The sequence below is a fragment of the Rhizobium sp. KNZ2-6A genome, from assembly GCF_056755475.1.
The window spans coordinates 47,528-68,296 of the sequence record NZ_JBNDIC010000011.1; the positions used below are offsets into that span (position 1 = coordinate 47,528).

22 protein-coding genes are annotated in these 20,769 nt (G+C 60.1%); 15 read left to right on the top strand and 7 right to left on the bottom strand.

Annotated features, from left to right (window positions below; translation table 11 throughout):
* Positions 1 to 10 precede the first annotated feature (10 nt).
* A complete protein-coding gene (locus tag ACPYOP_RS10030; protein ID WP_481410239.1) occupies positions 11 to 643 on the bottom strand; it encodes an outer membrane protein in 633 nt (210 codons plus the stop codon).
* Positions 644 to 1,007: 364 nt separating this feature from the next.
* Here ACPYOP_RS10030 and ACPYOP_RS10035 point away from each other — a divergent pair, with 364 nt between their 5' ends.
* From ACPYOP_RS10035 to ACPYOP_RS10055, 5 genes are all read left to right on the top strand, one after another.
* Positions 1,008 to 1,775 carry an SDR family oxidoreductase gene (locus ACPYOP_RS10035; protein WP_481410240.1) on the top strand — a complete coding sequence of 256 codons (768 nt, stop codon included), beginning with the start codon at positions 1,008 to 1,010 and terminating at the stop codon, positions 1,773 to 1,775.
* Positions 1,772 to 3,811, top strand: a complete 2,040-nt coding sequence (uvrC, locus tag ACPYOP_RS10040) for an excinuclease ABC subunit UvrC (protein ID WP_481410241.1) — start codon at positions 1,772 to 1,774, stop codon at positions 3,809 to 3,811. Before ACPYOP_RS10035 ends, uvrC begins: the two co-directional genes overlap by 4 nt.
* A gap of 210 nt (positions 3,812 to 4,021) precedes the next feature.
* Positions 4,022 to 4,609 (top strand): CDP-diacylglycerol--glycerol-3-phosphate 3-phosphatidyltransferase, encoded by a 588-nt coding sequence (pgsA, locus tag ACPYOP_RS10045; RefSeq protein ID WP_481410242.1) that lies wholly within the window; start codon positions 4,022 to 4,024, stop codon positions 4,607 to 4,609.
* A complete protein-coding gene (gene moaD, locus ACPYOP_RS10050) occupies positions 4,609 to 4,863 on the top strand; it encodes a molybdopterin converting factor subunit 1 (RefSeq protein WP_481410323.1) in 255 nt (84 codons plus the stop codon). Before pgsA ends, moaD begins: the two co-directional genes overlap by 1 nt.
* A 125-nt stretch (positions 4,864 to 4,988) precedes the next feature.
* Entirely contained in the window at positions 4,989 to 5,456 is a 468-nt protein-coding gene (locus ACPYOP_RS10055) for a molybdenum cofactor biosynthesis protein MoaE (protein ID WP_481410243.1), read from the top strand.
* Between the two features lie 2 nt (positions 5,457 to 5,458).
* Here the strand turns inward: ACPYOP_RS10055 and ACPYOP_RS10060 are convergent, their stop codons facing one another.
* Complete coding sequence (locus tag ACPYOP_RS10060; RefSeq protein ID WP_481410244.1) at positions 5,459 to 6,355, bottom strand: branched-chain amino acid ABC transporter permease; 897 nt, start codon at positions 6,353 to 6,355, stop codon at positions 5,459 to 5,461.
* 66 nt (positions 6,356 to 6,421) lie between these two features.
* Between ACPYOP_RS10060 and ACPYOP_RS10065 the strand changes: the two genes are divergently transcribed.
* Entirely contained in the window at positions 6,422 to 6,970 is a 549-nt protein-coding gene (locus ACPYOP_RS10065) for a CGNR zinc finger domain-containing protein (protein WP_481410245.1), read from the top strand.
* A complete protein-coding gene (locus ACPYOP_RS10070) occupies positions 6,967 to 7,488 on the top strand; it encodes a hypothetical protein (protein WP_481410246.1) in 522 nt (173 codons plus the stop codon). The genes ACPYOP_RS10065 and ACPYOP_RS10070 overlap by 4 nt, the downstream gene beginning before the upstream one ends.
* A 72-nt stretch (positions 7,489 to 7,560) precedes the next feature.
* Here ACPYOP_RS10070 and ndk read toward each other — a convergent pair whose 3' ends face one another.
* Positions 7,561 to 7,983: a nucleoside-diphosphate kinase gene (gene ndk, locus ACPYOP_RS10075; protein ID WP_004122188.1), complete on the bottom strand. Its 423-nt coding sequence runs from the start codon at positions 7,981 to 7,983 to the stop codon at positions 7,561 to 7,563.
* A gap of 194 nt (positions 7,984 to 8,177) precedes the next feature.
* On the opposite strand from ndk, the gene ACPYOP_RS10080 reads away from it, so the two are divergent.
* The 5 genes from ACPYOP_RS10080 (at position 8,178) to ACPYOP_RS10100 (ending at position 13,541) form a co-directional block, all read left to right on the top strand.
* Positions 8,178 to 8,687, top strand: a complete 510-nt coding sequence (locus ACPYOP_RS10080) for a DinB family protein (RefSeq protein WP_481410247.1) — start codon at positions 8,178 to 8,180, stop codon at positions 8,685 to 8,687.
* A gap of 155 nt (positions 8,688 to 8,842) precedes the next feature.
* Positions 8,843 to 9,343 (top strand): hypothetical protein, encoded by a 501-nt coding sequence (locus ACPYOP_RS10085; protein WP_481410326.1) that lies wholly within the window; start codon positions 8,843 to 8,845, stop codon positions 9,341 to 9,343.
* A gap of 49 nt (positions 9,344 to 9,392) precedes the next feature.
* The gene (locus tag ACPYOP_RS10090; RefSeq protein WP_481410248.1) at positions 9,393 to 11,282 is read left to right on the top strand and encodes an ATP-binding cassette domain-containing protein; all 1,890 of its coding nucleotides are present in this window, start codon (positions 9,393 to 9,395) and stop codon (positions 11,280 to 11,282) included.
* Between the two features lie 105 nt (positions 11,283 to 11,387).
* Positions 11,388 to 12,278 carry a polysaccharide deacetylase family protein gene (locus tag ACPYOP_RS10095; RefSeq protein WP_481410249.1) on the top strand — a complete coding sequence of 297 codons (891 nt, stop codon included), beginning with the start codon at positions 11,388 to 11,390 and terminating at the stop codon, positions 12,276 to 12,278.
* Positions 12,279 to 12,431: 153 nt separating this feature from the next.
* The gene (locus ACPYOP_RS10100; RefSeq protein WP_120663487.1) at positions 12,432 to 13,541 is read left to right on the top strand and encodes a TRAP transporter substrate-binding protein; all 1,110 of its coding nucleotides are present in this window, start codon (positions 12,432 to 12,434) and stop codon (positions 13,539 to 13,541) included.
* Between the two features lie 93 nt (positions 13,542 to 13,634).
* On the opposite strand, the gene ACPYOP_RS10105 is transcribed toward ACPYOP_RS10100, so the two are convergent.
* Positions 13,635 to 15,395 carry a TRAP transporter large permease gene (locus ACPYOP_RS10105; RefSeq protein WP_481410250.1) on the bottom strand — a complete coding sequence of 587 codons (1,761 nt, stop codon included), beginning with the start codon at positions 15,393 to 15,395 and terminating at the stop codon, positions 13,635 to 13,637.
* Positions 15,395 to 15,970: a TRAP transporter small permease subunit gene (locus ACPYOP_RS10110; RefSeq protein ID WP_481410251.1), complete on the bottom strand. Its 576-nt coding sequence runs from the start codon at positions 15,968 to 15,970 to the stop codon at positions 15,395 to 15,397. Before ACPYOP_RS10110 ends, ACPYOP_RS10105 begins: the two co-directional genes overlap by 1 nt.
* Before the next feature lie 229 nt (positions 15,971 to 16,199).
* Between ACPYOP_RS10110 and ACPYOP_RS10115 the strand changes: the two genes are divergently transcribed.
* Together ACPYOP_RS10115 and ACPYOP_RS10120 are read left to right on the top strand one after the other, a co-directional pair.
* Positions 16,200 to 17,123, top strand: a complete 924-nt coding sequence (locus ACPYOP_RS10115) for a Gfo/Idh/MocA family protein (RefSeq protein ID WP_481410252.1) — start codon at positions 16,200 to 16,202, stop codon at positions 17,121 to 17,123.
* Between the two features lie 75 nt (positions 17,124 to 17,198).
* Positions 17,199 to 17,747 (top strand): GrpB family protein, encoded by a 549-nt coding sequence (locus ACPYOP_RS10120; RefSeq protein WP_481410253.1) that lies wholly within the window; start codon positions 17,199 to 17,201, stop codon positions 17,745 to 17,747.
* Between the two features lie 47 nt (positions 17,748 to 17,794).
* Here the strand turns inward: ACPYOP_RS10120 and ACPYOP_RS10125 are convergent, their stop codons facing one another.
* Together ACPYOP_RS10125 and ACPYOP_RS10130 are read right to left on the bottom strand one after the other, a co-directional pair.
* Positions 17,795 to 18,244, bottom strand: coding sequence for a DNA polymerase III subunit chi (locus tag ACPYOP_RS10125; RefSeq protein ID WP_481410254.1), 450 nt, complete (start codon positions 18,242 to 18,244; stop codon positions 17,795 to 17,797).
* A gap of 32 nt (positions 18,245 to 18,276) precedes the next feature.
* The gene (locus ACPYOP_RS10130; protein ID WP_481410255.1) at positions 18,277 to 19,773 is read right to left on the bottom strand and encodes a leucyl aminopeptidase; all 1,497 of its coding nucleotides are present in this window, start codon (positions 19,771 to 19,773) and stop codon (positions 18,277 to 18,279) included.
* 209 nt (positions 19,774 to 19,982) lie between these two features.
* Here ACPYOP_RS10130 and ACPYOP_RS10135 point away from each other — a divergent pair, with 209 nt between their 5' ends.
* Complete coding sequence (locus ACPYOP_RS10135; protein ID WP_481410256.1) at positions 19,983 to 20,765, top strand: phosphatase PAP2 family protein; 783 nt, start codon at positions 19,983 to 19,985, stop codon at positions 20,763 to 20,765.
* Positions 20,766 to 20,769 lie beyond the last annotated feature (4 nt).

The window sequence follows — 20,769 nt, forward strand, 5'->3', positions numbered from 1 at the left end:
CGTCAAATGATTAGAACTTGACGCCGATACCAACCTTGACGCTCTGCTCGTCGTAGCCACGCGAAAAGTTGCCGGAGTCGAGGTTGAAGGTCTTCTTGCCGTAGTCCGTGTAACGGTACTCGAGACGAGCCGTGATGTTGTTGGTGATGAAGGTTTCAGCACCTGCACCAACCGTGTAGCCAACAGCCGTCTTGCTGTCAGACGAGGTGTCGTCGGAGAGCTTGTTCTGGCCGATTGCCAGACCGGCCGTGCCGTACAGCATGAACGGGTTGAAATCGTAACCGAGGCGGCCGCGAACCGAGCCGTTGACGCCGTTCTTGGCGGTCAGGCCGTTGCGGGTCGCGTCGGCGCCGGAGTAGCCGAGGTCAGCTTCAACACCATATACGATCTGGCCCTGCTGCCAGTTGTAGCCGGTGAAGGCCTGGCCACCGAAGCCGTAGGCGTTGCCGTTGCGGGTGAAGTGACCTTTGTGCCAGTCGCCAGCGCCACCGATGTAGAAGCCGGACCAATTGTTGATGGCCGGAGCTGCTTCCTGAGCGACGGGCGGCTGCGGAATCTGCTCAACAGCGTCAGCAGCCTGAGCTGCGGTGTAACCGCCGAGAGCGAAAGCGGAGACCATAAGGGTCGTGATAAGAGTACGCATACTTTTCTCCTTTCAGTCCCGTGTGCCCCGCTTACTGTCCTAGACTTCGAAGCGCCACGAGCAATTAAAAAATATCCCTCCCGGATCGAGGTTGAAATTGGAATGCAAATGAGGAATTGGAAGAGCCAAAATATGATATCATTGTGGCACAGACATGGCTGAATTTCGATGTTGCTTCATCGCAACAGAGGAATTGTTAACCATAACCAATGGTTAAAGCGTGTATACTTATTTTAATCTAAATATATCTCAAGCTTTACATAAGAAGCCTCAAAGAGCGTCATTTGCTCATGCATCTTTTCATATGGTGTATCGACGCCCTATATGAGCGTCGAACGGATAACGACGAGCAAAAGGCAATCTCTTGAGCCAGGAAAAACTACGCACGGCGTTGATAACGGGCGCTTCCAAAAGAATAGGCAGGGCAATTGCCGAGGATTTGTCGGCTAACGGCTTTGCGGTGGCGCTGCATGCCAATCAATCCCTTGCCGAGGCGGCGGAGATTGTGGCGAAATTGCAGCAAATGGGCCGAAAGGCGATTGCGATCAAGGCCGATCTGCAAGATTTGGCCGAAACGTCAACCCTTGTCGAAAGGGCCACGGATGCCCTCGGCCCGCTCGATCTCCTGGTCAACAATGCGTCCGCCTTCCTCGGCGATTCCGCCTATCGTTTCGATGCGGAAGCCTTCGAGGCGCATTTCGCGGTGCATGTTCGCGCGCCTTCGATCCTGGCGGCCGATTTCGTGCGGCAGCTTCCCGAACCGCATCCGGGACTGATCGTCAACATGGTCGACCAGCGGGTCTGGGCGCTCAATCCGCGCTTCTATTCCTATACGCTGTCGAAGGCAGCGCTTTGGACGGCGACACAGACGATGGCGCAGAGTTTCGCACCCCGCATCCGCGTCAATGCCATCGGCCCGGGACCGACAGTGCGCAGCGTGCGGCAGAGCGAAGAGGACTTTCAAGCACAGATCGACGGCCTCATATTAAAGGCGGCGCCGGGGCTCGAAGAATTCGGCCGGACCATCCGCTTTCTTTTTGACACGCCCTCGATCACGGGCCAAATGATAGCGCTCGATGGCGGCCAGCACCTTGCCTGGGAAACGCCAGACGTGTCGGAGAGTGCGGAATGAACGGAAGAAAGCTGCCCGATGGCGGCATTCTCTACGACGAATCAGACGATATCGAAGACGACATCGAGGTGGAGGGCGATGCCGCCGCCTCCCCTGTTGCGCCCGTCGACTGGAACGAGGGCGGCAAAAACGAGACCGGGCTTCGCGGCGCCGAGTTGATTGCCGAATTCGTCAAGCGGCTGCCGAACAATCCCGGCGTCTACCGTATGTTCAACGAGGGTGGTGACGTGCTCTACGTTGGCAAGGCACGCAGCCTGAAGAAGCGCGTCTCCAACTATGCCTTGGGCAAGGTCCATTCCAACCGCATCGCCCGCATGGTGCGCGAAACCGCCAATATGGAATTCGTCACCACGCGCACGGAGACGGAAGCGCTGCTGCTGGAAGCGAATCTGATCAAGCGTTTGCGCCCGCGCTTCAACGTCCTGCTGCGCGACGACAAATCCTTCCCCTATATCCTCATCACGGGCGATCATCGCGCGCCGGCGATCTTCAAGCATCGCGGCGCCCGCGCGCGCAAGGGTGAGTATTTCGGCCCATTCGCATCAGCCGGCGCCGTCGGCCGCACCATCAATTCGCTGCAGCGCGCCTTCCTGATCCGCACCTGTACCGATAGCGTCTTCGAGACGCGCACGCGGCCCTGCCTTCTCTATCAGATCAAGCGCTGTTCCGGACCCTGCACGCATGAGATCAGCGATGCGGGTTACGGCGAACTGGTGCAGGAGGCAAAGGACTTCCTTTCGGGCAAAAGCCAGAACGTCAAGGCCCACATGGCCGAGGCGATGAACGCCGCCGCCGAGGATCTGGATTTCGAGCGCGCTGCTATTTTCCGCGACCGTCTGGCGGCGCTGTCGCATGTGCAGAGCCATCAGGGCATCAATCCCGCCGGCGTCGAAGAGGCCGATGTCTTCGCCATCCACCACGAGGGCGGCATTTCCTGCATCCAGGTCTTCTTCTTCCGCACAGGCCAGAACTGGGGCAATCGCGCCTATTTCCCGAAAGCCGACCCGTCGCTCTCGGGGGCCGAGGTGCTGAACGCCTTCCTGGCGCAGTTTTATGACGACAAGCCGGTGCCGCGGCAGATCCTGTTGTCGGAGACGATCGAGGAAATCGAGCTGCTGGCGGCGGCCCTCAGCGAGAAGGCCAGCCACAAGGTTGCGATCCTCGTGCCGCAACGCGGCGAGAAGCGCGATCTGGTCGAACACGTCATCGCCAATGCCCGCGAGGCGCATGGCCGCAAGCTTGCGGAAACCGCTTCGCAATCTCGGCTGCTCGAAGGCTTCAAGGAAACGTTCAAGCTTCCCTACGTGCCGCAGCGCATCGAGATCTACGACAACTCCCATATCATGGGCACGAATGCGGTCGGCGGCATGGTTGTCGCCGGGCCAGAAGGCTTCGTGAAAAACCAGTATCGCAAGTTCAACATCAAATCGACCGACATCACGCCGGGCGACGACTTCGGCATGATGCGCGAGGTCATGACCCGCCGCTTCTCCCGGCTATTGAAGGAAGAAGGCAAGCCTGACCGCTCAGCTGCAGCCGACGCGACCGTGGATGCCGCCGATCGCCCCTTCCCGGCCTGGCCCGATATCATCCTCATCGACGGCGGCCAGGGGCAGATGACGGCGGTGCGCGCCATTCTCGAGGAGCTCGGGATCACCGACAGCGTCATCGCCATCGGCGTTGCCAAGGGCGTCGATCGCGATGCCGGGCGCGAGCGCTTCTTCGCCCCTTCGCGCGAAAGCTTCACGCTGCCGCCGCGCGACCCCGTACTCTATTTCATCCAGCGCCTGCGCGACGAGGCACACCGCTTCGCCATCGGTTCGCACCGAGCCCGCCGCAAGAAGGAGATGGTCAAAAACCCGCTGGACGAGATCGGCGGCATCGGTCCTTCGCGCAAGCGCGCATTGCTGCAGCATTTCGGTACCGCGAAAGCCGTTTCGCGCGCCGGCCTCTCGGATCTGATGGCAGTGGAAGGCATCTCCGAAGCCGTGGCGCGGCAGGTCTACAACCATTTTCATGAGGACGCCGCGAAATAGAAAAAGCTGGTCGCAAATTCCACGCAATAGCGGTGAAAAAACAGAAACAATATTGACGATAAGGTTGCCAAACCATCATCTAGGACTTGGTCCCAAAAAGTGCGAAGCGGTTTTTGGAGAAGATCAAGACAATCAAATGCCCGGAGTACGATGAGACCGAAACGGAAACTCATCGCGGTCCGCCGAGATAACCGAAACGAAACGATTTCCATGGCTTCGCGCGCTTACAGCATCCCCAATCTGCTCACCTACGGCCGCATTCTCTGCGTACCCCTGATCGTTCTTTGCTTTTTCATCGAAGGCAAACTCGAAGGCTCCGATTTCGCGCGATGGATCGCGCTCTGGATCTTCGTCATCGCCTCGATCACCGATTTCCTCGACGGTTATCTCGCGCGGATCTGGAACCAGACCTCGAATATCGGCCGCATGCTCGACCCGATCGCCGACAAGCTGCTGGTCTCGGCGATCCTGCTGCTGGTGGCCGCCGACGGCACGATCGCCGGCTGGTCGCTCTGGGCTGCGATCATCATCCTCTGCCGCGAAATCCTGGTCTCGGGCCTGCGCGAATATATGGCCGGGCTGAAGGTGAGCGTTCCCGTGACGCGGATCGCGAAATGGAAGACGACCGCCCAGCTCGTGGCCATCGCCTTCCTTCTGGCTGGGCCGGCAGGCGACAAGGTGCTACCCTATACGACGGAGATGGGCATCGTCCTGCTTTGGGTCGCAGCACTGCTGACCATCTACACCGGCTACGACTATTTCCGGGCCGGGCTGAAGCATGTCGTGGATGAGGAATGATGACGAAACTCGTCTATTTCGCCTGGGTGCGTGAACGGATCGGCAAAGCGGAAGAGGAGATTTCCCTTCCCGCCGATGTCGTCACCGTCGGCGATCTTCTCGGTCATTTGAAGGGCTTGGGCGAGGAATACGAGGCAGCGCTTCAATTCCCCGAGGCGATCCGCGTCGCTGTCGATATGGAACACGCCGATCACGACGAGCCCATCGCCGGAGCGCGGGAGATCGGGCTCTTCCCGCCGATGACGGGGGGGTGAGGAGCGGTCGGGCGACGGCCCGAGCAATCGATCCAGTGAATCGATTGCAGCGACGAACGCCTTGAGCCAAAGCGAAGGGCTGGAAGGTCCTCAGCCTGATTGCGAGGACGATCGAGGAAATTGCGATGATTTCACCATTCGTCAAAGTTCAGCGCGAGGATTTCGATCTCCAGGCGGAGATCGACCGGCTGACCGACGGGCGGCACGACATCGGCGCGGTCGTGACCTTCTCCGGTCTCTGCCGCGATGAAGGCGGCGCGCTTGGTGCGCTGGAACTCGAACATTATCCCGGCATGGCGGAGGCAGAGATCACCCGCATCGCCAGCCTCGCCATCGAACGCTTCGAGCTTCTTGGCCTCACCGCCATCCATCGCTACGGCAAGATCGCACCCGGCGAGAACATCGTTCTCGTCATCGCCGCCGCACCCCATCGCCAGGCCGCCTTCGACGGCGCCAATTTCGTCATGGATTTCCTGAAAACCTCCGCGCCCTTCTGGAAGAAGGAGCATGGCAGGGATGGCGCGCAAGGCGGCTGGGTTTCCGCCAAGGATGCCGACGATGCGGCGCGGGACAAATGGACCGGCAATAAATAGGTTTAAGGCACGACGCGCTCTCGCCGGCTCAAGACCAGCAGCAGTACAAGCAGCGAGAAGATGACGAAATCGCGCCACAGGAACGGGCCGTAGGCACCCCACATGGTTTCGGTGAGGCCGAGGAGTGCTGCTCCAGCTGCCGACTTCAGCGGATCGGAATAACCGCCGACCGCCGCGATCATCAGCACCTTGAGCCCGAACATCAGCCCTGCCCCGAAATCCATCGTTCCGTAGTAGGAGGTGGCGAGTAGGCCGCAGATGGTCGCGACCAAGGCAGAGGCAACATAGGCCAGCAGGAAGACGCGGTTGGCGCTGGCGCCGCAAAGTTCGGCGGCAAGAGCGTCGTCGGTCACCGCCCGCCAGATGCGGCCCCATCCCGTGCATTTCAGGAGGTAGGCGCCTGCGAGAATGACGAGAATCATCAGGGCGGTATTGAGCAACTGAATTTCGGTAAGCGTCACACGGAAATCGCCGCTATCCCAGAAGACGATCGCACCGTTCAGAAAAGGCGGCAGCCAGATGCCGCGCGTGTTGGAGGCCAGCCGCGCGGTTTCCATCAGGATGATCATCATGCCGAGTGCTGCAACGATCACGGTATTCGGAGACTTGCGCGACAGCGGCAGCATGATCGCGCGGCCGATGAGAAGGCTGCTGCCGAGCGTGTAGCCGACGGCGACAACCGCACCGAAAGCAAAGGCCGCCGGCAGGATCAGATACATTTTCGTGTAGCCGACATCGGTAAAGAGCACGAGCATCTGGCCGGCAAAGGCGAACAGCGCGCCATAGGTGATATCGGCCCGCTTCATGACCCCGAACGCAATGGAATAACCGAAGGCCAGCGCCGCATAGAGTGCAGCGAGCGGAACGGCATTCGCCAATTGCTGCAGAAGATAGGCCATTCACCCCTCCGAGGAACGAGCAAATAGTAACTGGCAAAATGATTTTTACCAGTTATAATTTTCGCCATGAGCTTTTCCTGGACCCCACATCGCTTTTCAGGCGGCGCACTTGCGCTCGATGTCGCCAACAGCGTCATCCTGCGCCATGACGACGAGCGCCGGATCGACCGTTTTGAAGCGCATGGACAGATGGAGAGCTTTCCGAAGGCAGCCGTGAATTTCTGCGCCGAGCGGGCGCTCTTCGGCAATATCCTGCCGGTGAAACAGGAGAACAAGGACGACTTCATCGGATTGCGCGAAGCGATCGACCGCTATTTTCGGGCCCGCGTGCTGGACGGCGCCGCCGACACGCTGCTCGCGGACCTGCTGGAGGCGCTGGCGAAAGTGATGAGGCGAGCCTCGGCCGATGGGCTAGATGCAGCGACCGTGCACTCGACACTGCGGCTCATTGCCATGCCCGATCCGGAGCGAATGAAAATATGCCGCAACTGCGGCTGGCTCTTCATCGACCGCAGCAAGAACAAGAGCCGCGCCTGGTGCGACATGGCGGTCTGCGGCAACCGCGCCAAGGCAAGCCGGCACTACCGGCGCAAGAAGGAGGAGACTGCGCCATGACAACGCGAAAGATCATGCTGACAACGATGAGCATTGGGATAATCGCCGGCCTGTCGCTGGCCGGCTGCCAGAGGAAAGACGATGAAGGCCCTACCCAGCTCACCGGCCGCCTCTTCGTGTTCAACTACCGCGTGGCGAGCGCGAGCTACATGATCACGCTGAAGAAGATCGCTCCGATCCCGGAGGGAACGACAGCCGTTGCGGAATTCGAAAATCCGGCCGGCGGCGATCCGCTTGTCGTCAACCAGAAGATCTATACCTTCTGGGACAAGATCACGCTGGAAAGCCCGGACCTGCGCTGTGTGCGCAAGGACCGCCCCTATTCCGTCTCGATCAAGCTGGTGGACGCCGGCGACAAGACGATCCAGACAATCAAGACCGAAGTCAAATCCGACCTCGACCAGACGGTGCTGCCGACGAAGCCGCTCGTGGTCGGCCCTGTCTATACCGCCAACCCGGATGTTTTCAAGGGTGACGGCAGCGCCGATTACGGGCATGATGCCGCCTGCCCGGCGTGAAAAAAGCCGGGATGATCTCCCGGCTTTCATGAATCAATTCAAATCGTTCAGCACCAAAGCTGAGAGGCCGATTCAGCCGACGATTTCGGTTTCCGAGAACCAGTAGGCGATTTCGACGGCAGCCGTTTCCGGAGCGTCCGAGCCGTGAACGGAGTTTTCGCCGATCGAAAGCGCGAAGGTCTTGCGGATGGTGCCTTCGTCAGCGTTTGCCGGGTTGGTCGCGCCCATGATTTCGCGGTTCTTCAGGATGGCGTTTTCGCCTTCCAGGACCTGAACGATGGTCGGGCCGGAAGTCATGCCTTCGACGAGTTCACCGAAGAAGGGACGTTCCTTGTGCACGGCGTAGAAGCCTTCGGCTTCGCGCTTGCTCATCCAGACGCGCTTGGAGGCGATGACACGCAGGCCGTTGTCTTCAAAAACCTTGGTGATGGCGCCGGTCAGGTTGCGCTTCGTCGCATCCGGCTTGATCATCGAGAAAGTACGTTCAATCGCCATGGGTCCATTCCTTGTAATTCAGAGAAAAGTGGGCGGTGTTTACCTGCCCCAAAGCCCGAAAACAAGGGGGATCGGCCAATTTCACGCCGCCGTCACAGTCCGAGCGCCCGATTCGCAATTATCGAGGGCAGCGAAACGGCGGCTCAGTGGTGGACTTCGCGCATAGCATCATCATGACCACGGAGGAGAAGCATATGCTCAGACATTTCGGAATGCTCGCGGATTACAATCGTTGGGCCAATGTTCAGGTCTATGATGCAGCCGCCCAACTCAGTGATGCGGAATTTCACGAAGATCGCGGCGCTTTCTTCGGTTCGCTCCACGGAACGCTGAACCATCTGCTGGTGGCGGACCGGCTGTGGATGCATCGCTTCAACGGTACGGGCGAACCGCCCGCCGCTCTCGGGGTCGTTTTGCATGAGGATCTCGCAGGGCTTCGGGCGGCGCGCGAGGCGGAGGATCGGCGCATTATGGACTGGGTCGACACGCTCGATGCCGCTGCCCTTGCCGCTGACGTCACCTATACGTCCGTCCTCAGACCCGGCGCTATCATCCACCCTCTTCATCTGGCAATCGCCCATATGTTCAACCACCACACCCATCACCGCGGCCAATGCCATATGATCCTGACCTCGATGGGCAAGCCGTCACTGGTGCTGGACCTCTTGCACTTCCAGCGCAGCGAGGGGCAGCAGTGGATGTAGCAAGAGGCAAACTTACAATTCCCGCCTTCGCCCAGGCGTTGACCACATGCCTCATTTTGTTGCGCTGTGACGAGGATCGGCCGTTTTGTTCATGTTCCCTTAACCTGCGAACCTGCAGATTGATGAGATATATCAGCTTACGGTCATAGGCAGGCATGAAGAACTCGCACAAAAGCGTTTCGGCATATTCCATCGATGATGATGAAACGGAAACCGAGCTTGAGGTCATCGGCCGCTTCATGACGCGGCTGAAGGTGAAGAACCTGCCGCGCAACTATCAGCTCTTCCATGAAGCGCTCTATGGCCAGGACCGCTGTCTTGCAGAAGAGATCGAGGCGCTTGGCCCCCTTCCCTCGCAAAGTAGGCTCGACGAGATTGGCCTGAAGCATCGCCTGGTCAGCCATTGCGGACTGGTCGCGCGCAAATCAGAAAGCGATGCGGCCGAAATGCTGCGCGAAGTCGCGGATCAGCTCGCCAAGGGGCTGATGCAGAAGCAGCATTTTTCTCGCGAGATCGAAGCCGCCCCGCATGGCAGTGCTGCCCTCGACAGCCTCAATGCCTCGCTCAGCAACCTCATGCTCTACGAAACGGAGCTGACCGAGCGGCTGCGCAACTGCGCCAACCTCTCGAAGCCCTCGCAAAAGGCCGACGCCTAAGCGCCTTCGCGCTCTTGCCTTCGGCGCAGAGTTCGGCCAAAACCGCGCCATGATTTCGATTTCAGACCTTTCCGCCCGCATTGCCGGCCGCCTTCTCATCGACCATGCCAACGTGACGCTTCCGGCGGGCGCGAAGGCGGGTCTCGTCGGCAAGAATGGCGCGGGCAAGTCCACGCTGTTCAGGATCATCACCGGCGATCTCGCCGCCGAAAGCGGTTCGGCTTCGATCCCGCGCAATGCCCGCATCGGCCAGGTCGCGCAGGAGGCTCCCGGCACCGAGGATCCGCTGATCGATATCGTGCTTGCGGCCGACAAGGAACGTTCCGCGTTGCTCGCGGAGGCCGAAACAGCAACCGATCCGCATCGTATCGCCGATATCCAGACCCGGCTTGCCGATATCGGCGCGCATTCGGCCGAAGCGCGCGCGGCTAGCATCCTTGCCGGCCTCGGTTTCGACCACGAGGCGCAGAAGCGTCCTGCCTCCTCCTTCTCGGGCGGCTGGCGCATGCGCGTCGCCCTTGCCGCCGTCTTGTTTTCCGAGCCGGATCTCCTGCTGCTCGACGAACCGACGAACTATCTCGATCTCGAAGGCACGCTATGGCTCGAGGATTATATTCGCCGGTATCCACACACGGTCATCATCATCTCGCACGACCGCGACCTTTTGAACAAGGCGGTCAATTCCATCGTGCATCTCGACCAGAAGAAGCTCACCTTCTATCGCGGCTCATACGACCAGTTCGAGCGGCAGAAGGCCGAGGCCGACGAACTGCAGATGAAGGCGAAGGCGAAGAATGACGCCGCGCGCAAGCACCTGCAGAGCTTCATCGACCGCTTCAAGGCCAAGGCCTCCAAGGCCAAGCAGGCGCAATCGCGCGTCAAGGCGCTGGAGCGGATGGGAACCGTCGCCGCCGTCATCGAAGACCATGTGATGGGCTTCAGCTTTCCGGAGCCGGAGAAGCAGCCTGCGTCGCCGATCATTGCGATCAGCGGCGGCGCCGTCGGCTATGAGCCGGGTAAGCCGATCCTGAAGCGCCTCAACCTGCGCATCGACGCCGACGACCGCATCGCCCTGCTCGGCTCGAACGGCAACGGTAAGTCGACTTTCGCGAAATTCATTTCCGGCCGGCTCGGCGCGGAGAGCGGCGACGTCAAGCTGGCGCCGAGCCTGAAGATCGGCTTCTTCGCCCAGCACCAACTCGACGACCTCATCCCCAACCAGACGGCCGTTGAACATGTTCGCCGCCGCATGCCCGAAACGCCGGAGGCCAAGGTGCGCGCCCGCGTCGCGCAGATGGGCCTGGCGACGGAGAAAATGGATACGCAGGTCAAGGATCTCTCGGGCGGCGAGAAGGCGCGGCTGCTGATGGGTCTTGCTGCCTTCGACGCGCCGAACCTGCTGATCCTCGACGAACCGACCAACCATCTGGACATCGACAGCCGCAATGCGCTGATCCAGGCGCTGAACGATTATTCCGGCGCGGTCATCCTCATCTCGCACGACCGTCATCTGATCGAAGCCACCGTCGACCGGCTCTGGTTGGTGCGCGATGGCACGGTCGCGACCTTCGACGGCGATCTGGAAGAATACCGCAGCCTCGTCGTCGCCAGCCCGAAGTCGAAGGACGACAAGACCAAGATGAACGGCATCGACGATTCCGTTTCCAAGGCGGATCAGCGCAAACTTAACGCCGATCGGCGCGCGTCGCTCGCGCCGCTCAAGAAGAAGATCAATGAAATCGAATCCTTGACCGGCAAGCTTGAGAAGTTGATTCAGGCACTTGATGCGGAACTTGCGGACCCGGCCCTCTATGAAAAGGCACCGGCAAAGGCTGCGGAAAAGGCAAAACAGCGCTCGGATGCCGCCGAAAAACTCGCCGCAGCCGAGGAGCAATGGCTGGAGCTTTCATCGGAATACGAAAGCGGCATGGCCGGCTGAAACCTGACCGCCTGTTAAGGAACTTGCAGCCGATCCTAACCGATCATTAACCATAACTGCGGAAAATACGCTCAACTTTCATAGACATATTGTTGAGCGATTCTGATGAACTACCGTGTTTTGCTGGCTGGCCTCGCCGTGTCCCTGGCTCTGGGAGGATGTGCGACGAAGCCTGCCAACGAAGCATCGCTCAAGAGCGGCTACGCGACCGAAGAGCCGCGTCACAAGCCGCTGAAAGCCAATGATCCCGTCGAGATGGAGCCGAAGAAATGGCTCGTCGCCGATCTCGAGACCCGCGCGGCGGTGGATGCCGGCGGACCGCACGATCTTGCCGGCCGCACGCTGGAAGTCTCCTCGCTCAAGGATATCAAACTCGCCGACAAGGAAGTCATCCTGACCTTCGACGATGGCCCGGCTCCCGGCAAGACGGATCGCATCCTTGCCACGCTCGACAGGTTCGGCGTCAAGGCCGCCTTCATGATGGTCGGCGAAATGGCCAAGGCGCATCCGGCGACCGCGCGCGAGGTTCTCGCTCATGGCGACGCGATCGGCAGCCACACATTCCGCCATCCCGATCTCGACAAGATGACCTTCGACATGGCGATGACTGAGATCGCCCGCGGCAAGGACGCCGTGACCAAGGCGATCGGCACCGATGTCCCCTTCTTCCGTTTCCCCTATCTTGCCGATTCCAAGCGCCTGCGCACGGCGATTGCCGCCCGGGACATGATCGTCATGGACGTGGATATCGACAGCAAGGATTACTTCACCTCGACGCCCCTTTCAGTGGTGGATCGCACCATGAAGCAGCTCTATCAGCGCGGCCGCGGCATCGTCCTGATGCACGATATCCACCAGCGCACGGTCAGAATGCTGCCTGTTCTTCTGAGCCGTCTCGAGAAAGAGGGCTTTAAGGTCATCACCCTGAAATACAAGCGCGCTCCGGTTCCGGCGACCAATCTGGTAGCCCAGGCCGGTATCAAAATGGTGCGCTAAGACGGACTTGCAAACGAACGCAGCCGCAGACACCTAGATCAATGGTTGCGCGGCGTTGAGATACGCTTGAAACGCGCCGAGCGGCATGGTTAGTTGCGGCGTGATCACGAAGAGCGGGCCAGCCCGCCTGCTCGTATCCGGGGGGAGTAACATATGGATCGTCGTTCATTTCTGAGGAAAGCCGGCGTCGCCGGCGCTGGCTCGGTTGCAGCTGCTGCAACCCTTGCCGCTCCGGCCATTGCCCAGAGCAATCCGAAGATCAATTGGCGCCTGACGTCGTCGTTTCCGAAGTCGCTGGATACGATTTATGGCGGTGGCGAGGTGCTGTCGAAATACGTCTCGGAAGCGACCGATGGCAATTTCAACATCCAGGTATTTGCGGCCGGCGAAATCGTGCCCGGCCTGCAGGCAGCCGACGCGACATCGGCGGGTACAGTCGAGGCCTGCCATTCGGTCGCCTATTATTACTGGGGCAAGGATCCGGTCTGGGCCCTGGGGGCGGCCGTTCCCTTCGCGCTCAACGCGCGCGGCATGAACGCCTGGCAATATCATGGCGGCGGCATCGACCTGTTCAACGAGTTCCTGGCGACACAGGGGCTGATCGGCTTCCCGGCCGGCAATACCGGCGTGCAGATGGGCGGCTGGTTCCGCAAGGAAATCAATACCGTCGCCGATCTCAAGGGCCTGAAGATGCGTATCGGTGGCTTTGCCGGCAAAGTGGTCGAACGCCTCGGCGTCGTGCCGCAGCAGATCGCCGGCGGCGACATCTATCCGGCACTGGAAAAAGGCACGATCGATGCGGCCGAATGGGTCGGCCCCTATGACGACGAAAAGCTCGGCTTCTATAAGGTGGCGCCCTATTACTACTATCCCGGCTGGTGGGAAGGCGGCCCGACCGTGCATGTCATGTTCAACAAGGCGGCCTATGAGGGCTTGCCGAAGGCCTATCAGTCTCTGTTGCGCACGGCCGCGCAGGCGACGGACGCCAACATGCTGCAGAAATACGACTATCTGAACCCGGCCGCCATCAAGCGCGTCGTTGCCGAAGGCGCGAAGCTCCGTCCGTTCAGCACCGAGATCATGAATGCCTGCTTCGACAAGGCCAATGAGGTCTATGCGGAAATGGAAGCCAATAATCCGACCTTCAAGAAGATCTGGGGCTCGATCAAGGGCTTCCGCGGCCAGCATTACCTCTATGCCCAGGTCGCCGAATACAGCTACGACGTCTATATGATGACGCTACAGCGCGCCGGCAAAATCTGACCCGATCGCGGTTTTGAGATAGACAACCCCGGAGCGGCGCTCCGGGGTTTTTCATTGCGCTCCAATCAAGACAAACGATGAAGGTTATCGCGCTCAATTGAAAGACGGCGGCTGGCTGAGATCGTTGGCGGGCGGTTTTTGCTGTCCGCCGCCCTGGTCGGCCGGCTTACCGTCAAGCGGATTGCCGCCCGGGAGCTGCAGACCCGGCAGGCCGTTGCCATTGTCCTGGCCGGGCGCACCGAAACCGGGAACCTCGATCTTGATCGTGTTCGGATCGACCGCAGCGCCCGCGCCCTTGTAGTGCATGACCATCTGCGGGAACATGATGGTCAGCGCCACCATCAGGACCTGGATGCCGACGAAAGGCACCGAGCCCCAATAGATCTGCCCTGTCGTGACGGGTGCGATCTGCTTGCCCGTCACCCTGTCGAGATAGGGCACGCGCGCGGCCACCGAGCGGAGATAGAACAGCGCGAAGCCGAAGGGCGGATGCATGAAGCTCGTCTGCATATTGACGCCGAGGAGCACGCCGAACCAGATCAGGTCGATGCCGAGCTTGTCGGCTGCAGGCGCCAGCAGCGGCACGATGATGAAGGCGAGCTCGAAGAAATCCAGGAAGAAGGCCAGAAAGAAGACGAGCGCGTTAACGGCAATCAGGAAACCGACTTCGCCACCAGGCAGCGACACCAGCAGATGCTCGACCCAGACATGGCCGTTGACGCCGTAGAAGGTCAGCGAAAAGACACGCGAGCCGATCAGGATGAACAGCACGAAGGCCGAAAGCCGCGTCGTGGAGGTCAGCGCCGAGCGGATGACCTCAATGTTCAGCCTGCCTTTGGCCGCAGCCATCGCGAGCGCGCCGACCGCCCCCATCGCGCCGCCTTCCGTCGGCGTCGCGATGCCGAGGAAGATCGTGCCGAGAACCAGAAAGATCAGAGCGAGCGGCGGGATGAGGACGATGATGACCTGCTGCGCCAGGCGGGACATCAGGTTGATTTTCATCCCCTTGTCCAGAACCGCAACCGCATAGATGAAGGCAACGCCGACCGTTGCGCCGAGAATATCGGCATTCTCGCCGTAGCTTGGCGTCAGATAGACATGCGCGGCATAGGCCACGCCGGCGCAGATCAAGAGTGCGATGAAAAGCGACGTGACGCCGGAGCCGAGCGAACGGGCCTCCTTCGGCAGTGCCGGCATAGAGTTCGGCCGGATGATCGACATAATCAATACATAGGCCATGTAGAGGCCGGTCAGCACCAGGCCGGGAATGAGTGCGCCGGCATACATGTCACCGACCGAACGGCCGAGCTGGTCGGCAAGGACGATCAAGACAAGCGACGGCGGAATGATCTGCGCCAGCGTGCCGGAGGCGGCGATGACGCCGGAGGCGACCCGCCGGTCATAGCCATAGCGCAGCATGATTGGCAGCGAGATCAGCCCCATGGCGATAACGGAAGCCGCAACGACGCCGGTGGTGGCGGCGAGCAGCGCACCGACGAAAATCACCGCATAGGCGAGACCACCACGGATCGGCCCGAAAAGCTGGCCGATCGTGTCGAGCAGGTCCTCGGCCATGCCGGATCGCTCCAGCACGATGCCCATGAAGGTGAAGAACGGGATTGCCAGCAGCGTATCGTTGGACATGACGCCCCAGAAGCGATCCGGAAGGGCGTTGAGAAGCGGCCAGGAGAGATTGATGGTGCCGCCCGAATAAGGGGCGAGCTCGACGCCGATCCAGAAGAACAGCAGCCCGTTGGCGGCGAGCGCGAAGGCGACGGGATAGCCCAGAAGCAGGAAAATGATCAGCGAGGCGAACATGATCGGCGCCATGTTCACGGCAATGAATTCGATCATCAGCGCGCCTCCCCTGCCGGCGTTTCGACATCAAGGGGCGCATGTGTCGGCACATGGGGGGTTGGATCGTCCATATCGCCGCGCATGACCGCGATCTTCTTGATGATCTCGGAGATCCCCTGCAATGCCAGCAGGAAGAAGCCGACCAGCAGCAGCGCTTTGCCAGGCCAGATGATCAGGCCGCCGGCGCTGGAGGAAACCTCCCCCGACAGGAAGGAGGTGCGGACATAGGGCACGAGGTCATAGACCATCAGGAGTGCGAAGGGCATAAGGAACAGACAATGGCCGAGCAGGTCGATCCAGTGCTGCACCCGGCGCGGCAAGGAGCCGTAGACAATATCGATCCGGATATGTTCGTTCTGGCGGAGCGTATAGGCGGCGGCGAGCATGAAAGCTGCGCCGAACAGATACCATTGCGCTTCCAGCCATGCATTGGACGAGGTATTGAAGACCTTGCGCACGATGGCATTTCCAGCGCTGACCAAAACAGCGACCAGAATGAGCCATGAGACCGATTTTCCAATGATCTCGGTCACATAGTCAACGAATCGGCTGAAGCCGAGTAATGCTTTCATGATTTCCCCCCGCAGCGATTCTTTCCGAAGCTCTTTTGGCTGCACGGAGCTAGAGTGCCGATTTCAAACGGTGAATCAAGAGCCGGCGCGGGTTTTCCAAGCGTGATGACGGCTGGGTACAACGTTCGTACATTGGGTAGAGTCGCTGCATTTGCGGTTTGCCGCCCTTGCCCACATGCGGCATTCTGCTAAAGATCGCATCAATAATCATACTAATCGAGAGACGTCCATGTCCCCCATCAACCTCGCTATCGTCGGTGTCGGCAAGATCGTCCGCGACCAGCACCTTCCCTCCATTGCGAACAACGCGGATCTCAAACTGATCGCGACGGCAAGCCGCCATGGTACCGTTGAAGGCATCCAGTCCTTTACGACCATCGAAGCCATGCTCGATGCCGTACCGGCGATCGATGCGGTATCGCTCTGCATGCCGCCGCAGTATCGCTATGAAGCCGCCTACAAGGCACTTTTGGCCGGCAAGCACGTTTTTCTTGAAAAGCCGCCGGGCGCGACGCTGAGCGAAGTTGCCGATCTCGAAAACCTCGCAAAGGCCAAGGGTGTTTCGCTCTTTGCCAGCTGGCATTCGCGCTATGCTCCGGCCGTGGAGGCGGCAAAGACCTTCCTCGCGGGCACGACTATCCACAGCGCTCACGTGATCTGGAAGGAAGACGTCCGCCATTGGCATCCGAACCAGGAATGGATCTGGCAGGCGGGCGGCCTCGGCGTCTTCGACCCCGGCATCAATGCGCTGTCGATCGTGACCCACATCCTGCCACCGCTTTTCCTCACCGGCGCGACGCTCGAATTCCCGGAAAACCGGGATTCCCCGATTGCCGCCGACCTGCAGTTCAAGAGCGGTCAGGGCCTTCCCGTCCATGCCGAATTCGACTGGCGTCAGACCGGCAAGCAGAGCTGGGATATCATCGCCGAGACGGATGCGGGCCAGATGGTTCTCTCCGAAGGCGGCTCCAAGCTTTCGGTCAATGGCGAGCTGAAGTTCTCCGCGCCTGAAACCGAATATCCCTCGCTCTATCGCCGCTTTGCCGAGATCGTCAAAGCCGGCACGTCCGATGTCGATGTTTCGCCGCTGCGCCACGTCGCCGATGCCTTCATGCTCGGCAAGCGCAAATTCGTCGAAGCATTTTACGATTGATGGGCTTTACCCGATGGAGACAACGCGCCCCGCAACATGCTAGCGTGGCGCATTATCTTCATCGGGGAGTTGCCGATGGCAACGGAAAATGTACAACCCTTCGGCCTCGGCGTCGGCAATAAATCAGTCAAGCTCGCGGAGCCGAACCAGAGCTGGCGCGAGGCCTATTTGCTAGAGGAAGCTGCGATTCGCAGCGCTCTCGGAGACCTCGCAGTCGAGGTGCAGCATTTCGGCAGCACCTCCATTCCCGAAATTAAGGCCAAGCCCATCATCGACATCGCCGTCGGTGTTCGACGCTTCGAGGATGGTCTTGCCTGCATCGAGCCGATGGCATCGATCGGTTATGTCTATGCCGGCAGCAATATCGTTCCGGACGATCATATTTTCGGTCGTGATATCCAAGGGGATACCCGCACGCACCTGGTGCATGTGGTCGAGCATGGCGGCTTGAATTGGCGCCAGTTCATCCTCTTCCGGGACCGAATGCGCAAGCATCCAGATCTTGCGCATGCCTATGAGGCCTTGAAGGTCGAGCTTGCGGCAAAATATGCCAATGATCGCGCAGCCTATACCGCCGCCAAGAAGGACTTCATCCAGAAGATCCTAGCGGAGGAAGGCGACTAGGGCGGTTCAGCTTTCCACAAGATCTCTGAAACCGCTGCGCAGTTTTCCTAAGCCTTCTTTTCCCATCGGCCATCCTGCGTCTGCTGCCAATAGGTGAGGTTATGTCCCTCGCCTTTCAGCCGCTTCCATTGCGCGCGCGCACTTTCCAGCTGCTCCTGATCATAGCCGTCGAACATCAGCACGACACGCTGGTACGTTCCGACATCCGTAGCCTCGGCGCCATCGATGAAAAAGCGCACCGTCGCGTTATTGAGGTTGTCGGAAGAGACGGTCAGAAGCACCGGTTGCCTGTCGACCATCTCGCCTTCGTCCGTGCCATGCGGCACGAAACTGTCTTCGCGATAGGTCCACAGATGCGAATCGAGGAGATCGCGTCGCGCCGGCTCGCGCATCTGCACGGCAACCTGCCAGCCGCGCTCGACACTCTTGTCGATCAACGGTGGCAGGGCGTCTTCGAGCTTCGATTCCGTCAGGTGATAGAAGAGAACGTCGGTCATGCCGTCCCTTCTATCTTACAAAATCCGGCTGGTCACGATTCGTAGTTGGCGCGGACCAGCTGATCGAGCAGGCGCACGCCGAAGCCGGAGCCCCAGGACTGGTTGATCTCGTCCTGGACCGAGCCCATCGCCGTGCCGGCGATATCGAGATGCGCCCACGGCGTTTCACCGACGAAACGCTTGAGGAACTGCGCGGCGGTGATCGAGCCGGCGTGGCGGCCGCCGGTGTTCTTCATATCGGCGAACTTGCTGTCGATCATCTTGTCGTAATCCTTGCCGAGCGGCATGCGCCACAGGCGCTCGTCGGTCACAAGGCCGGCTGCGGTCAGCTCTTCCGCCAGCTTGTCGTCGTTGCAGAACAGGCCGGCCTGCAGGTTGCCGAGCGCGACCAGGATGGCGCCGGTCAGGGTCGCCAGGTTGATCATGAACTGCGGCTTGAAGCGGTCGTTCGTGTACCAGAGCGCATCGCAGAGGACGAGCCGGCCCTCGGCATCCGTGTTGATGATTTCGATCGTCTGGCCGGACATGGAGGTGACGATATCGCCCGGGCGCTGCGCATTGCCGTCGGGCATATTCTCGACCAGGCCAATGACGCCGATGGCGTTGACCTTGGCCTCACGGGCGGCAAGCGTGTGCATGAGGCCGGTGACGGCCGCCGCCCCGCCCATATCGCCCTTCATTTCTTCCATGCCGGCGGCGGGTTTGATGGAAATGCCGCCGGTATCGAAGACGACGCCCTTGCCGATGAAGGCGACCGGCTTCTCCTTCGCCTTACCGCCCTTCCATTGCATGACCACCAGGCGCGGCGGCCGGGCAGAACCTTGCGCGACGCCCAGCAGAGCGGCCATGCCGAACCGGCGCATCTCGCGCTCCGTCAGGATGTCGATCTCGACACCAAGCTTCTCCAGCTCCTTGGCCTTAGCAGCGAATTCCACGGGGCCGAGGACATTCGGCGGCTCGTTGACGAGATCGCGCGCAAGGATGACGCCGCCCGCGACTGCTTCGGAAGTGACATAAAGTTTCTTGGCGGCCGCGGCCTCCTGGGTGATGATCGTGACCTTCACCGCCTTGCGGGAGCCGTTCTTTTCGTCATCGTCGCCCTTCTTCGTCTTGTATGTATCGAAACTATAGGCGCGCAGGAGCATGCCCAGGGCAAAATCGGCGGCTTCCTTGGCTCCGACCTCGATTGCCGGCGCGTCCAGGAAGACGGTGACTTTCTCGACGTTGCGGATTTTCGCCGCGGCACCGCCACCAAGCCTCAGCCAATCATGCGCAGCCAGGCCCCTGGCCTTACCGGTACCGATGACGATGATCCGATCGACGGGCGAGGCCTCGGGAGCGATGATATCCAAAGCGCTCAACATCTTACTCTTGAAGCCGGCCACGGGCGCGGCCCTAGCGAAAACGTTGGCCGGATCGGCGCTCTCAGCGCCCGCCGGCAGCTCACTGTCCGTGCCTTTCAGGAGAATGGCCAGACCGCCGCTGAGGCGAGCCGACTTGGCGAAGGAAATCTCGAATTTCACAGACATTTCTGCTCCGATAAACATGCGTCTTGATAGAAGAATTTTGCACAACCATCATTCTAGGTTTGCCTAGGGAACACAAGCGTTTGGCAAAGCATTCGCTAAAGAAGCCCGTTCCGTGGCTTCAAATCCCTGTCATTTAGAGCAGCTAGGCTGCACGCAATGGTGTTTTGAGCCGTCCTCTGGGTGGCCCGATCTTTTGCCGGAAAGCCGTCTTGATCATAGATTTCAACAGTTTCAATCGTGAAGACCACTTCCCCGAGATTCTGCGACCGCGCACCGCGGGTGATGCCTTTATCGGCCTCTTCTGTCTCTGGTGGGGACTGCTTGGCCTCTTCTCGGTTTTTCCACAAATCGATCTCGCCGTCGCGAACATGTTTTTCCTGCCGCAGCAGTGTCTGACAAGCACGCGCCTGGATCAGATATGCGGCATCTTCCCCTATAATGCCGACACGCATATGCGGCTGTTGCGGGAGATATTCTTCCAGCTCCCCTACATCGTAGCCGCCATTCTCGCCTGGATGCTGTTCCAGTGCTGGCAACATCACGGAGCGACCTTCAACAGGCTGCGGGCGTGCAATCTGAAGATCGCGCTCGGGTCGCTGCTAATCGGCCCGGTGCTGATCGTCAATCTCTGGCTGAAGGCCTTTTCGGGGCGCCCGCGCCCGAGGCAGACCGACCTCTTCGGCGGCACGCTCGATTTCGTCCATGCGGGATCCTTCGCCGGCAAATGCGTCAGCAACTGCTCGTTCATCTCTGGCGAAGCAGCGGCTGCCGGCTGGCTGTTCTGTTTGATCTTCATCATCCCGCAGCCATACCGATCGGCGGCCGCCCTGCCGATCGCAGTGGTTTCGATCCTCATTCCCGCGCTTCGGGTGGCGTTTGGCGGACATTACCTCTCCGATGCCGTGCTCGGCTGGCTCTCATCGCTTGTCATATTCGCCGCGCTGATGGCATTATCCCAAACGACACACGACAAAAGAATCTCGGAAAATTAACGAT

Bases quoted from the DNA above. Each gene is read 5' to 3' on its own strand.
- ACPYOP_RS10030 (WP_481410239.1), bottom strand. From the start codon at position 643: ATGCGTACTCTTATCACGACCCTTATGGTCTCCGCTTTCGCTCTCGGC.
- uvrC (WP_481410241.1), top strand. From the start codon at position 1,772: ATGAACGGAAGAAAGCTGCCCGATGGCGGCATTCTCTACGACGAATCA.
- pgsA (WP_481410242.1), top strand. From the start codon at position 4,022: ATGGCTTCGCGCGCTTACAGCATCCCCAATCTGCTCACCTACGGCCGC.
- moaD (WP_481410323.1), top strand. From the start codon at position 4,609: ATGACGAAACTCGTCTATTTCGCCTGGGTGCGTGAACGGATCGGCAAA.
- ACPYOP_RS10055 (WP_481410243.1), top strand. From the start codon at position 4,989: ATGATTTCACCATTCGTCAAAGTTCAGCGCGAGGATTTCGATCTCCAG.
- ACPYOP_RS10060 (WP_481410244.1), bottom strand. From the start codon at position 6,355: ATGGCCTATCTTCTGCAGCAATTGGCGAATGCCGTTCCGCTCGCTGCA.
- ACPYOP_RS10065 (WP_481410245.1), top strand. From the start codon at position 6,422: ATGAGCTTTTCCTGGACCCCACATCGCTTTTCAGGCGGCGCACTTGCG.
- ACPYOP_RS10070 (WP_481410246.1), top strand. From the start codon at position 6,967: ATGACAACGCGAAAGATCATGCTGACAACGATGAGCATTGGGATAATC.
- ndk (WP_004122188.1), bottom strand. From the start codon at position 7,983: ATGGCGATTGAACGTACTTTCTCGATGATCAAGCCGGATGCGACGAAG.
- ACPYOP_RS10080 (WP_481410247.1), top strand. From the start codon at position 8,178: ATGCTCAGACATTTCGGAATGCTCGCGGATTACAATCGTTGGGCCAAT.
- ACPYOP_RS10085 (WP_481410326.1), top strand. From the start codon at position 8,843: ATGAAGAACTCGCACAAAAGCGTTTCGGCATATTCCATCGATGATGAT.
- ACPYOP_RS10090 (WP_481410248.1), top strand. From the start codon at position 9,393: ATGATTTCGATTTCAGACCTTTCCGCCCGCATTGCCGGCCGCCTTCTC.
- ACPYOP_RS10095 (WP_481410249.1), top strand. From the start codon at position 11,388: ATGAACTACCGTGTTTTGCTGGCTGGCCTCGCCGTGTCCCTGGCTCTG.
- ACPYOP_RS10100 (WP_120663487.1), top strand. From the start codon at position 12,432: ATGGATCGTCGTTCATTTCTGAGGAAAGCCGGCGTCGCCGGCGCTGGC.
- ACPYOP_RS10105 (WP_481410250.1), bottom strand. From the start codon at position 15,395: ATGATCGAATTCATTGCCGTGAACATGGCGCCGATCATGTTCGCCTCG.
- ACPYOP_RS10110 (WP_481410251.1), bottom strand. From the start codon at position 15,970: ATGAAAGCATTACTCGGCTTCAGCCGATTCGTTGACTATGTGACCGAG.
- ACPYOP_RS10115 (WP_481410252.1), top strand. From the start codon at position 16,200: ATGTCCCCCATCAACCTCGCTATCGTCGGTGTCGGCAAGATCGTCCGC.
- ACPYOP_RS10120 (WP_481410253.1), top strand. From the start codon at position 17,199: ATGGCAACGGAAAATGTACAACCCTTCGGCCTCGGCGTCGGCAATAAA.
- ACPYOP_RS10125 (WP_481410254.1), bottom strand. From the start codon at position 18,244: ATGACCGACGTTCTCTTCTATCACCTGACGGAATCGAAGCTCGAAGAC.
- ACPYOP_RS10130 (WP_481410255.1), bottom strand. From the start codon at position 19,773: ATGTCTGTGAAATTCGAGATTTCCTTCGCCAAGTCGGCTCGCCTCAGC.